At 40.7% G+C, this 12,847-nt stretch carries 9 protein-coding genes and 1 other annotated feature (1 of these 10 cut by a window edge); all 9 genes read left to right on the top strand.

Annotated elements, in window-relative coordinates; translation table 11 throughout:
• Positions 1-75 precede the first annotated feature (75 nt).
• The 9 genes from QCD85_RS03660 (at position 76) to tsaD (ending at position 12,708) form a co-directional block, all read left to right on the top strand.
• On the top strand, positions 76-762 hold the full coding sequence (locus tag QCD85_RS03660) for a metal-dependent hydrolase (RefSeq protein ID WP_274170671.1): 687 nt from the start codon (positions 76-78) through the stop codon (positions 760-762).
• A 589-nt stretch (positions 763-1,351) separates the two neighbouring features.
• Positions 1,352-5,953, top strand: coding sequence for a glutamate synthase large subunit (gene gltB / locus QCD85_RS03655; RefSeq protein WP_301261658.1), 4,602 nt, complete (start codon positions 1,352-1,354; stop codon positions 5,951-5,953).
• Positions 5,954-6,231: 278 nt separating this feature from the next.
• Positions 6,232-7,188 (top strand): ABC transporter ATP-binding protein, encoded by a 957-nt coding sequence (locus QCD85_RS03650; RefSeq protein WP_301261958.1) that lies wholly within the window; start codon positions 6,232-6,234, stop codon positions 7,186-7,188.
• Positions 7,185-7,961 (top strand): ABC transporter permease, encoded by a 777-nt coding sequence (locus tag QCD85_RS03645; RefSeq protein WP_301261657.1) that lies wholly within the window; start codon positions 7,185-7,187, stop codon positions 7,959-7,961. The genes QCD85_RS03650 and QCD85_RS03645 overlap by 4 nt, the downstream gene beginning before the upstream one ends.
• A 220-nt stretch (positions 7,962-8,181) precedes the next feature.
• The gene (gene cls, locus QCD85_RS03640) at positions 8,182-9,612 is read left to right on the top strand and encodes a cardiolipin synthase (RefSeq protein WP_301261656.1); all 1,431 of its coding nucleotides are present in this window, start codon (positions 8,182-8,184) and stop codon (positions 9,610-9,612) included.
• A gap of 161 nt (positions 9,613-9,773) precedes the next feature.
• Positions 9,774-10,271, top strand: coding sequence for a tRNA (adenosine(37)-N6)-threonylcarbamoyltransferase complex ATPase subunit type 1 TsaE (gene tsaE / locus QCD85_RS03635; RefSeq protein ID WP_301261655.1), 498 nt, complete (start codon positions 9,774-9,776; stop codon positions 10,269-10,271).
• A complete protein-coding gene (gene tsaB, locus QCD85_RS03630; RefSeq protein WP_301261654.1) occupies positions 10,268-11,104 on the top strand; it encodes a tRNA (adenosine(37)-N6)-threonylcarbamoyltransferase complex dimerization subunit type 1 TsaB in 837 nt (278 codons plus the stop codon). The genes tsaE and tsaB overlap by 4 nt, the downstream gene beginning before the upstream one ends.
• Positions 11,105-11,119: 15 nt before the next feature.
• On the top strand, positions 11,120-11,626 hold the full coding sequence (rimI, locus tag QCD85_RS03625) for a ribosomal protein S18-alanine N-acetyltransferase (protein WP_273615264.1): 507 nt from the start codon (positions 11,120-11,122) through the stop codon (positions 11,624-11,626).
• 2 nt (positions 11,627-11,628) lie between these two features.
• A complete protein-coding gene (tsaD, locus tag QCD85_RS03620; RefSeq protein WP_273615265.1) occupies positions 11,629-12,708 on the top strand; it encodes a tRNA (adenosine(37)-N6)-threonylcarbamoyltransferase complex transferase subunit TsaD in 1,080 nt (359 codons plus the stop codon).
• A gap of 63 nt (positions 12,709-12,771) precedes the next feature.
• Positions 12,772-12,847, top strand: a binding site (T-box leader); it runs 212 nt beyond the window's last position.

The following is a 12,847-nucleotide window of genomic DNA, read 5'->3' as shown; positions in this document are numbered from 1 at the left end:
GGAATTATACTTTCATTGGCGAGAATGATAAAATCAATGCGGGTATATTAATTTATTTCGGAGGTGCATTTATTTATGAAAATCACATATTATGGTCAGTCTTGCTTACTGGTTGAACAAGATGGAAAAGCAGTTATTATTGACCCTTTTCTATCAGGAAACCCACATGTAAATGTTGCTCCAAAAGATATTAAAGTAGACGCTATTATTTTAACTCATGGTCATGGCGATCATTTTGGAGATACAGTCGAAATTGCTAATAACAACAATTGCCCTGTGATTGCAGTCGTAGAATTGGCTCAATACACAGCAAGCAAAGGTGTTGAAAATACAGTAGGCATGAACCTTGGCGGTAGCAAACAATTCGACGGGTTCAAAGTAAAATACACGCTAGCGTTCCATTCTTCATCGATTGAAGAAAATGGTCAAAATATTTATCTTGGAGAGCCTGCCGGTATTCTGTTAACGATGGGTGGTAAAACGCTATATCATGCAGGAGACACAGCGCTATTTGGAGATATGAAATTAATCGGTGAATTGAATACGATTGATGTAGCTGCTTTGCCAATCGGAGATTTCTTTACGATGGGCCCAGAAGATGCATTGATCGCGGCGAAATGGATCAAAGCAGATCAAGTGATTCCGATTCATTACAATACATTCCCGCCAATCGAACAAGATGCTGATGCGTTTGCAAAAGAGCTAGAGCGTGAAGGCATGAAAGGTTTGCCATTAGCGATCGGTGAAAGTGTAGAGATCTAATTTGTGCCAGCAGATTCACTTTGTAATAAAAGAATGAATCTTTAGATAAATAGTATAAAGCAGTATCCAAATCAAAAGCCTACCTTTACTATAAAAAGGTAGGCTTTATTTGTTTGCAAAAATAACAACAAAATAATAGATAAAAAGTATGTATAAATTATTAATTTTAATGTATAATAATACACTATATTGTTAAGAAGCTAATGCGATACGTTATTGCACTAATGCTTTGACGCAAAATAATATTTTATCAGAACTATAAAAATTTTGAATTGCCACGATGTCAGGTCAGTGTTAAAATAAGATAACTAATCCAGGGTAAAAGCAAACATGCTTATGCTACGTATAATCTCTACTAACAGAGATTCGGATAATTATACTTCTACTATTCATTTCTAATATCATATTCAGATAGGCTGCTTCCAACCATCTGTATCGTCAATTTACGTATACAGGTCGTGATGATTGGAAGAGCAGCCTGTTTTGTTATACCCTATCTCTGAAATTGCGATATTCACTGTCGTCCTCGTAGTGCCGTCCACTGGCTGTTCTCTTGACATCTCACTTCATAATAGAAAGGTTGCGTATTATGAACATTACTGGTTTGCCTCCAAAACAGGGGCTTTATGATCCTCAATTTGAAAAAGATGCTTGTGGTATGGGTTTTACTGCACACATCAAAGGAACACCGAGTCACCAGATCGTTAGCCAGGCGCTGACAATGCTTGAAAATATGGAGCATCGTGGCGGTCAGGGTAGCGAGCCAAATTCCGGTGACGGAGCCGGTATTATGGTGCAGATTCCTCATCGTTTTTTTGTTAAAGAAGCAAAAGCACTTGATTTTGAATTGCCTGAAAAAGGTCAGTACGGTGTAGCGATGGTGTTCCTCTCCCGTGATGAAGAACTACGTAACCGTCATGAAGACATGCTGAAAGATATTATTGCGCAAGAAGGACAAGTTCTTCTTGGTGTACGTACTGTGCCTACAGATGACAGTACACTTGGCAAATCGGCAAAAGATGCGAAGCCAGTCGTTCGCCAATTTTTTATTGGACGTAGCGCAGAGTTACAATCTCAAGATGAATTATCGTTTGAACGTAAATTATATGTGATTCGCCGTTTAGCAGAACGTCATATTCGCTTTGCAAGTGAACCGGGTGGAGAAACATTCTATATCCCAAGTTTGTCTTGTCGCAAAGTGGTCTACAAAGGAATGTTAACCACGATTCAAGTAGGCGAGTTTTATTTGGATCTACGCAATGAAGAGTTTGAATCTGTTATGGCATTGGTTCACTCTCGTTTTAGTACCAATACATTCCCAAGTTGGGATCGTGCTCACCCTTATCGTTTTATGATTCACAACGGTGAGATTAACACGATGCGTGGAAATGTAAACTGGATGCATGCTCGTCAATCACTCTTCGAGAGTGAAGTATTCGGTGATGATATTGATAAAATTCGTCCGGTTATCAATCCAGATGGATCTGATACAGCGATGTTTGATAATACGTTAGAGTTCTTGTATTTGAATGGACGTTCATTGCCGCATGTCGCTATGATGATGGTTCCTGAACCGTGGAGTAACCATGACAGCATGGATGCGAAGAAAAAAGCATTTTATGAATATCACAGTTGTCTAATGGAACCATGGGATGGCCCAGCAGCAATGGCATTTACCGATGGAATTCAGATCGGAGCGACACTTGACCGTAACGGTCTACGTCCAGCACGTTATTATGTTACCAAAGACGACCGTATTATTTTGTCTTCTGAAGTAGGCGTACTGGATATTCCAGCAGAAGATATTCTGTACAAAGATCGCCTGCGTCCAGGACGTATGTTGCTGGTAGATACAGCAGAAGGTCGTATTATTTCAGACGAAGAAATCAAAGATAAAATTGCTTCCGAGCAACCGTATGGCGAATGGCTTGAAGAGCATTTGATGAATCTGGATGAGATTCCAGACGCACCGGAAGCAATTCAACCGGATCATAGCAATATTGAGCAATTGCAATTATCGTTCGGTTATACATTTGAAGAGTTGCGTAAAGTGCTAGAGCCTATGGCATCTACAGGTGCTGAAGCGATTGGTTCAATGGGTTATGATGCACCGCTTGCGGTACTGTCTGATCGTCCGCAACGACTATTCAATTATTTCAAGCAGATGTTTGCACAGGTAACCAATCCTCCGATCGATTCGATTCGTGAAGAGATTGTAACGTCAACAGCAACATCGATTGGACCGGAGCGCAATTTATTAGATCCACAACCGGAAAGTTGTCGTCAGATTATTTTGAATACACCGGTATTGTCGAACGAAGATTTTGCCAAAATCCGTCATGTTCGTCGCCCTGGATTCAAAGCGATGACTATTCCTATTTTCTATACAGCAGCAGAAGGTGCAGAAGGATTACGTAAAGCATTAGATAATTTATGTGCAGCAGCAGATCGTGTTATTCGTAAAGGTCATAATTTCTTGATTCTTTCCGATCGTGGTGTAGATAAAGAAAATGCAGCTATTCCTTCATTGCTTGCTGTCGCTTGTTTGCATCACCATTTGATTCGTCAAGGAACAAGAACGAAAGTCAGTTTGTTGCTTGAATCTGGTGAACCTCGTGATGTGCATCATTTTGCTTTGTTATTAGGTTACGGTATTAGTGCTGTCAATCCGTATCTGGTATTTGAATCGTTGCAAGATATGATCAAACAAGGATTACTACGTGGAATTTCACATGAAAAAGCTGTGAAAAACTATGTTAAAGGTGTTACCAAAGGCGTAACTAAAATTCTTTCTAAAATGGGTATTTCGACGATTCAATCTTATCGTGGCGCACAGATTTTTGAAGCTGTAGGATTGAAGCAAGATTTTGTCGATCAATACTTTACCTGGACCGCTTCTCGTATTGGCGGTATTGGTTTGGAAGAAGTTGCAGCCGAAAGTCTATCTCAGCATAATCGTGCGTTTACAGACAAAGATGGCAATGACAAAGTGCTTGATTCTGGTGGAGATTATCAATGGCGTAATGACGGGGAGAAACATTTATTCAACCCACAAACGATCCATTTATTACAACATGCTGTACGTACTGGCGATTATAAATTGTACAAAAAATATGCAGCACTGGTTGAAGGTGAAAATGAGCAACGTCTGACATTGCGTTCGATGCTCAAATTCAAACCAAATGGCGCACCTATTCCTTTGGAAGAAGTAGAGCCACTGGAATCGATCTTCAAGCGCTTCAAAACAGGCGCAATGTCGTTCGGTTCGATCAGTCAAGAAGCGCATGAGAGTCTGGCTATTGCGATGAACCGTATCGGTGGGAAAAGTAACACCGGTGAAGGTGGCGAAGATCCTGCACGCTTTGTTCCAGACGCGAATGGAGATTCACGTCGTAGTGCAATCAAACAGGTGGCTTCTGGACGCTTTGGTGTTACATCGAATTATCTGGTCAATGCCGATGAAATTCAGATCAAAATGGCGCAGGGTGCGAAGCCGGGCGAAGGTGGACAATTACCAGGACGTAAAGTGTACCCGTGGGTTGCTGAAGTTCGAGGTTCCACACCGGGTGTAGGTCTGATTTCACCACCACCGCATCATGATATTTATTCGATCGAAGATTTGGCTGAATTGATCTATGATCTCAAAAATTCAAATCCACGCGCAGATATCAATGTAAAATTGGTAGCTGAAGTAGGGGTAGGTACGATCGCAGCAGGTGTTGCTAAAGGTCGTGCAGATATTATTTTGGTAAGTGGTTATGATGGCGGTACAGGTGCATCTCCACAAGGATCTATTCGTCATGCAGGCTTGCCGTGGGAACTCGGTCTAGCGGAGACACAACAAACATTGATTATGAACAATCTTCGTGATCGTGTTGTGTTGGAGACCGATGGTAAAATGCTAAGCGGACGTGATCTAGCGGTAGCCGCTTTATTGGGCGCAGAAGAATATGGTTTCTCTACAGCACCACTTGTAGCGTTAGGTTGTATTATGATGCGTGTCTGTCAGATGGATACTTGTCCTGTAGGTGTAGCGACACAGAATCCAGAGCTTCGTAAAAACTTTACAGGTGATCCTGATCATGTTGTAAACTTTATGAAATTTGTAGCTGAAGATTTCCGCGAAATTATGGCTGAACTTGGTTTCCGTACTGTTCAAGAAATGGTTGGACGTATGGATTGTCTGGACGCTGTCGATGCGGCAGAACACTGGAAGAAAAAAGGTCTGGATCTATCTGTATTGCTTCATGAGCCTAAGCTTGCAGAAGGTAGTGAACGCTACAGAATCCAAAGACAAAATCACCAACTGGAAGAGACATTGGATATGCAACAATTGGTTCCACTGGCAACTCCAGCTCTTGAAAATGGTACGCGTGTAGAAGCTGACCTTGCGATCTGCAACGTGAACCGGGCGACAGGTACCATTTTAGGTAGCGAGATCACACGTAAATATGGCGCAGCAGGTTTACCGGAAGATACAATCACATTTAACTTCAAAGGATCAGCAGGTCAGAGCTTTGGCGCATTTGTTCCTAAAGGAATGACGCTCAAAGTAGAAGGCGACTGTAATGACTATGTAGGTAAAGGATTGTCTGGTGGTAAATTAGTCGTTCGTCCAGATGCCAAAGCTACATTTGTAGCAGAAGATAATATTATTATCGGAAATACAGCTCTGTATGGCGCTACAAGCGGTCAAGCATATATTAATGGTATCGCTGGTGAGCGATTTGCTGTACGTAACTCTGGCGCAAATGTAGTCGTTGAAGGCGTAGGAGATCATGGTTGTGAATATATGACGGGTGGTCGGGTTGTTGTTCTAGGCAGTACAGGACGTAACTTTGCAGCAGGGATGTCTGGCGGTATTGCTTATGTGCTTGATCCAGATCGTAGCTTTGTAGAGCGTTGTAATCTTGAAATGGTTCTACTTGAATCGATTGAAGATGCAGCTGAACTGGAAGAAGTACGATCTCTGATCGAACGTCATGTGGAGTATACAGGTAGCCAAGCAGGACAACGTGTATTGCAAGACTGGAATCAACAATCTCAAGACTTTGTACGTGTTATCCCTAAAGACTACAAACGGATGACCGAGCAAATTCAAAAAGTTCACGATACAGGTCTAACAGGCGAAGCAGCATTACTTGCAGCCTTTGAAGCCAATATGCGTGAACTGGCACGTTCCGGTGCGTAGTATGTTAGCATCGTTGGGATGGTTGTTAGCCCTTTTCGATGTTATAGAATAGAAAAGGATTAAAGCATCTCAAGTAATGGTTATCTAAATAATGGATTGAAGAACCTGTTGTTACTGGAATATTCCAGTGAACAGGTTCTTTTTTTATGTCTAGCTTGAACTATGATACACTGGGTAAAAGATGGAGTACGTATCTATTATTGAGATTGATACATAGAGCAGGAGGAAAACAGATGGAATCCAATTCCGATACAATCATGTCTTCTACAGAACAGCATATGAAAGAGCCACTCACAGACATCAAAGTCCCTTATGCAGCAGGTCATCTACCTGTAGTTCAATTTGTAAATGTAAGTAAAGTAATCGGTGGCAAAACGTTAATCGATCATTTGACTCTGGATATTCCAGCAGGTAAAGTATTTGGATTTCTAGGCCCTAACGGTGCAGGGAAAACGACGACGATCCGTATGATGGTAGGGCTGATGAGCATTACAGAAGGGGATATTTTGATCGAAGGTCAAAGTATTCGTACTCATTTTGAAGAAGCTATTGCCAAAGTGGGCGCGATTGTCGAAAATCCCGAAATGTACAAGTATATGACAGGTAGACAGAATCTAATGCAATATGCTCGTATGTCGCCTGGTGTAGATCCAGCACGAATTGATGAGGTAATTCAATTTGTCGGCTTAACAGGACGTATTCATGAAAAAGTAAGCACCTATTCACTAGGTATGCGCCAGCGTCTAGGAGTCGCACAAGCATTGCTACATCGTCCCAAGTTATTAATTTTGGATGAGCCTACCAATGGACTTGATCCGCAGGGGATACGAGAGCTACGGGATTATTTACGTGCGTTGACTCGTGAACAAGGAACGACTGTATTTGTATCCAGTCATTTGCTTGCTGAAATGGAATTGATGTGTGATGCGATTGCTGTGATTGATGGCGGGAAATTAATAGATGTACGTGAACTTCATACGACTCAAGAAGCAGAAGCGGATCTGATAGCGAAAGTAACGGTTGTATTTGAACTGGATCAACCTGAATTAGCAGCTCAATTAGCGTCAGCCGGCAAAGTGGAAGGCAATACATGGACGATTGAAGCTGATCGTCAAGAAGTAGCACGACTGAATACGTTATTTGCGCAAAATGGTATAGCTGTGTATTCGATTCGTCCGATCAAACGTAGCTTAGAAGATCAATTCTTAGAATTGACGCGAGGAGGACAATTATGATGAATTTCTGGAGACTGGTACATAATGAAAATCTCAAAATTGTACTTAAAAAGTCAACATGGATTTTGAGTATTTTGATGATTATCGGTTCACCGATTGTGCCGATTTTTCTTAAAATCGTAGATGTTCCTTTTACAGCATCAGGTGTACTATATCAATCATTTATTTTGTATTTTATTGTTATTATGTTATCGCTGATTATTGCTTCCGAATCGGTATCAAGTGAATTTTCAAGAGGAACGATTAAGCTGTTATTGATTCGTCCATGGGATCGTTGGAAAATTTTACTATCTAAATATATTGCTGTGATTTTATTTTCGTTAGTAGCTACAATCCTATTTGTTATTTTAAATATGATTTTTGCTTATATTTTATTTCCAACGACAGGCAGTAGCGTTCTATCAGGGCCTACACCTGATCTGTTACTGACGATTGTATATAATTATATTCGCGCTTTAGTCTTAATCACTGTTGCCTTTATGCTGTCCTCGTTATTCCGTTCTACAGCGTTAGCGATTATGGTTTCGATTTTGCTGTATTTCTCTGGTGGAACATTGAATGGTATTTTCCGACTATTCCTTGAGCCGGAAGATCGTGGAGTTGTGAAATATTTACTGTCTACGAATTTGGATCTGACACAGTATTTTAATTCACCTACAGGTACATTTGGTGTGACTTCATTAGGATTCTCTTTAGGTGTATTGCTTGTGTATATGATTGTGTTTATTGCAATAACATGGTTTTCTTTTGTCAAAAGAGATGTTCGAGCTTAAACGCTATTACATGATCATAAGATACGCGCTATTCTTCTGCGGAAGAGTAGCGTTTTTTGATATGGTAATAATTACATTTAAATGAATGAATCAACTTATAGTGAGTTGGTTATAAGGATAGAGGAAGTGATTAACCTATAACAGTGAATCTAAAGGATATTGTAGTTTCGCTGATAGATAATAGGTTTTCAAGAAAAGTGGTATAGAAAGGAAGCATCATATGATTTGGATTGTACTGATTTGTCTTATTTTTATTTTTCAAACAGGGATTATATTAATTCTTGAGTTTCGTCGTCCATCCAAAGCAGTTGCGTGGATGTTTATTTCATATTGTGTGCCCTTTTTAGGATTTGTACTTTATTATTTTGTAGCTCGTAATTATCGGATTCGTCGTACGATTCGCAAAAAAGGAACGATTATTTTCCGCGAAGTTCGTCATCGTCTGTGGAGACAATCTCATGTAATACGTCATGCACAAGATATGGGTAATCCGAAATTTGAAAACGAAGAGCGTTTATTCGGATTATTGTCTCATTTAACTGAAAATCCAATCACTGCTTGTAATGATATTAAAGTGCTAACAGATGGAAAAGTTACTTTTTCAGCTATGTTGCGAGCGTTAGAGCAAGCAGAGCATCATATCCATATTCAGTTTTATATTTTTCGAGACGATATGATAGGCAAAGAATTTACCGAGATTCTAATCCGCAAAGCACAAGCAGGAGTCAAAGTTAGAATGTTATGTGATGGATTAGGAAGTTATCATTTGAAATACAAATTTGTACGTCAGTTAAAAGCCGCAGGGATTGAGTTTTATTTCTTTTTACCTCCGTTTACTTCGTTTATTCAGCGTGAAGTCAATTATCGTAATCATCGCAAAATTTTGGTGATTGATGGTGAAGTAGGATTTATGGGTGGATTAAATATAGGGGATGATTATCTGGGTTATGATCCTAAGCTTGGATACTGGCGGGATACTCATCTGGAGGCACGCGGAGATATTGTTTACTTTTTGCAAACGGTATTTCTAGAAGATTGGGAATTTGCTTCAGGGCAACGAATCACAGATTCAATTTATTTTCCAAAACATCAATGTGCAGGCAATGAACGTGCATTAATTGTATCCAGTGGACCTGATCGGAACTGGGATGCTATTCAAGAGTTGTGTTTTAGTGCAATTGCTGTAGCGAAGCAACGTATTTGTATTACCACGCCTTATTTTATTCCAGACGCAGGTATCTATACTGCACTCAAAACAGCCGCTGTTAGTGGTGTACAGGTCGATATTATTATTCCTAAAGTATCTGATTCACAGGTTGTACATTATGCGTCACTATCGTATATGCAAGAATTGATGCGTGCAGGAGTGCGTATTCATCAATATGAAAAAGGATTCGTTCATGCTAAAGTGATGGTCATTGATGATCTATTGGCTTCAGTAGGTACCGCTAATATGGATATGCGTAGCTTTTATAGCAATTTTGAATTAGTTGCTGTGTTAGCAGAGCAGTCTACGATTGAGCGGTTGATGGAAGATTTTGAACGGGATCTAGAACATAGTCGTCTTTTGAATTATGAGCAATTTATCAAGCGATCTCGTATGCAAAAAACGATGGAGACGTTATCACGAATGTTATCACCTCTTTTATAAAATAGCACCTATCTATCCACTTGCATGTTTCTGCAACAGTCTGTGATCTTAACAAGGAACTGGCTCAAGAATATGGTATAATCGCTCTATCAAAAGATTTGGCAAACGATACGTATCAAGTATAGATGATCTGTCGGTTGCCCTTTTATATGGAGGAACACATGTCTGAACGATTACCTGTAATATCATATACATTTATAAGCAAAAGCTTGGAAGATACCGATCAATTGGCTGCTTTTTTAGCAAAACGTTCTGCACCGGGCACGATCATTACGCTAGATGGAGATTTGGGTGCAGGCAAAACGCATTTTTCCAAATCATTTGCTTCTTATCTAGGTGTAACTGCTTTGGTGAATAGCCCCACATTTACGATTATTAAGGAATATGAAGGACGTATGCCTTTTTATCATATGGATGTATACCGGATTAGTGAAGATGAAGCGGCTGATCTGGGGTTAGATGAATACTTTTATGGACAGGGTGCTACACTGGTTGAATGGGCAAGTATTATTCCTGACTTGGTGCCAGCCCAGCGTTTGCAGATTGAGATTACAGTCCATGAAGACGATACACGCAAGTTCATCTGTACAGGTTATGGAGAGCCTTATTCAGCATGGTGTCGTGAGTTAATACAGAATGGAGTTAGTGACAATCAATGAGTGAAATCAACGAACAGCCGCGCAAGCGGTTTTTGGTTTTGGATACATCTACAGCTGCTCAGAATGTAGCTGTAATGCAAGACCACACAGTACTTGTAGCTGAAAATAGTTATGCCGATCGTAATCATTCGGTAGGTCTGGTCAATGGAATTCAGAAGCTAATGGAGCAGTCCAACACAGCACGTAATGAATTAACAGGTATTGCTGTAGGCGTAGGCCCTGGTTCATATACAGGTATCCGAATTGCAGTAACGACAGCCAAAACATTAGCATGGACATTAAATATTCCAGTAGTAGGCTTTTCCAGCCTAGCAGCACTGGCTTGGAGTGGATATCAAGAATACATCCATACAGTACCAGCAGATTCAGCTTCAACAACAGATGAGGCAGAATCAACATTCTGGATTATTCCATTGATGGATGGTCGTCGTGCTCAAGTATATACGTCGTTATTTGAGTTTCGAGCTAATCACATAACTGAGACAGAGCAGACTCTATCTTTACCCCATCGTTTAGAAGAAGATCGCATCATGTTAATGGATCACTGGATGAATCAAATAGCAGAGCAATATCAAGCATTACCTGAACAAGAGCGCCCGGATCATATTTTGATCGTAGGTGAAACACCGAATCATCAAGAACGAGCAGAGCAACTACGAGATATAGTAAAAGACAGAGTGACTATAGTAGAGTGTGGATTGGATGCAGGTTGTGCAGGAGAAATAGGAGCAAGTCTTCTTTTCACTGAAACATATGATGAGACGCATCATCTATTGCCTAATTACACACAGTTGTCAGAAGCAGAAGCGAATTTGCTACGCCAATCGAAATAGAAAGGAAGTGTGCTCATGGCATTATTGTACGAGCAGAATCAACAGCAACCTGTGCTACGTAAAATGACGATTGACGATATTCCAGAAGTGATGGAGATTGAGCATGAAGCGTTCACACTGCCCTGGACAGAAGAAGCGTTCCGCAATGAATTGACGATGAACCATTTTGCCCGTTATATGGTGATGGTGATCGATGGACGCACGATCGGTTATGCAGGCATGTGGACGATTATGGATGAAGCGCATGTGACCAATATTGCAATTCGAGAAGCCTATCGTGGACGCAAACTGGGTGAAGGATTGTTAATTGAACTGATGAACTGGGCGCTAGAATTAGGCATGATACGTATGACGCTTGAAGTACGTGTCTCTAATGAGATTGCTCAGCAATTATATATGAAGCTTGGATTTACCAATGCAGGTATTCGCAAAGGATATTATTCTGATAATAATGAAGATGCCATGATTATGTGGTGTGAGCTATCAGACGCGCAAGATCAGCTGGAAGGAAGCGTGGAATAAACATGATGCAACAAGATATACAAAGTGAAGGATGCCATATTCTAGCGATAGAGACGAGCTGTGACGAGACGTCAGTGTCTATTGTGCGAGATGGTAAAATCGTGCTGTCCAATCTCGTATCAAGTCAGATTGAGACGCACAAAGCGTTTGGTGGTGTTGTACCGGAGGTAGCCTCACGTAAGCATGTGGAAAGTATCACATTGATGATCGAAGAAGCGATCAACGAATCGGGCGTATCGTTACAAGATATTTCTGCTATCGCTGTTACACAAGGACCTGGTCTGGTAGGCGCATTATTAGTAGGGATTATGGCGGCGAAAAGTTTAGCATTTGCGCTGGACAAACCATTAATCGGAACACATCATATCGCAGGGCATATTTATGCTAACAATTTAACCGCAGATATCCAGTATCCTTCGATGGCACTGGTCGTATCCGGTGGACATACAGAGTTGGTGTTATTACAATCAGAAGGTCAATTTGAATTGATCGGTAGCACACGTGATGATGCTGTAGGTGAAGCATACGACAAAGTAGCTCGTGCTTTGGGATTCCCTTATCCTGGTGGCCCGTATGTAGATAACCTGGCGATGGAAGCAGAATCGGCAGTGGCTTTGCCACGAGTATGGTTAGAAGCAGATTCATATGATTTCAGTCTTAGTGGATTGAAGTCGGCTGTACTTAATGTAGTCAATCAGAAAAAGATGCGTGGCGAAGAACCGATGATAGGCGAGATTGCACGTGGATTTCAAGAATCAGTGGTTGAAGTATTGGTGGAAAAAGCAGTACGCGCTGTCAAACAGTACGGAGCCAAGCAGTTGTTATTGTGCGGCGGGGTAGCTGTGAATCGTGGACTACGAGCGAATCTAACCGAGCGTTGTGAAAAAGAACAGATTCAGTTATTGATCCCACCATTTGAATATTGTACAGACAATGCTGCTATGATCGGAGCGGCTGCGTATCTGAAATGGAAACATCAACAATTTACTGCATTAGATATGAAAGCAGAACCTTCTTTTTCGCTTGAAAAATGGTCAGTTACGTATCAACCTGTTCCACAAACAGAAAATAGTATTGACTAATACAACTCTTGCTTTTATAATACCAATAATTCGTTATCTATAATGAACTTCATCTTAAATAGAATAAACGCTTGGAACGGGATTAGTAGGGAGATTAGTCTGAATCCAGAGAGCTGCGGGATGGTGCAACGCAGTATGA

The organism is Paenibacillus sp. PsM32 (assembly GCF_030433815.1).
Lineage (GTDB): Bacteria > Bacillota > Bacilli > Paenibacillales > Paenibacillaceae > Saccharibacillus > Saccharibacillus kyungheensis.
Note: the sequence above shows the minus strand (reverse complement) of the source record. Positions and strands in the feature narration are given on the sequence as shown.

Bases quoted from the DNA above. Each gene is read 5' to 3' on its own strand.
- QCD85_RS03650 (WP_301261958.1), top strand. From the start codon at position 6,232: ATGAAAGAGCCACTCACAGACATCAAAGTCCCTTATGCAGCAGGTCAT.
- rimI (WP_273615264.1), top strand. From the start codon at position 11,120: ATGGCATTATTGTACGAGCAGAATCAACAGCAACCTGTGCTACGTAAA.
- tsaE (WP_301261655.1), top strand. From the start codon at position 9,774: ATGTCTGAACGATTACCTGTAATATCATATACATTTATAAGCAAAAGC.
- QCD85_RS03660 (WP_274170671.1), top strand. From the start codon at position 76: ATGAAAATCACATATTATGGTCAGTCTTGCTTACTGGTTGAACAAGAT.
- QCD85_RS03645 (WP_301261657.1), top strand. From the start codon at position 7,185: ATGATGAATTTCTGGAGACTGGTACATAATGAAAATCTCAAAATTGTA.
- gltB (WP_301261658.1), top strand. From the start codon at position 1,352: ATGAACATTACTGGTTTGCCTCCAAAACAGGGGCTTTATGATCCTCAA.
- tsaB (WP_301261654.1), top strand. From the start codon at position 10,268: ATGAGTGAAATCAACGAACAGCCGCGCAAGCGGTTTTTGGTTTTGGAT.
- tsaD (WP_273615265.1), top strand. From the start codon at position 11,629: ATGATGCAACAAGATATACAAAGTGAAGGATGCCATATTCTAGCGATA.
- cls (WP_301261656.1), top strand. From the start codon at position 8,182: ATGATTTGGATTGTACTGATTTGTCTTATTTTTATTTTTCAAACAGGG.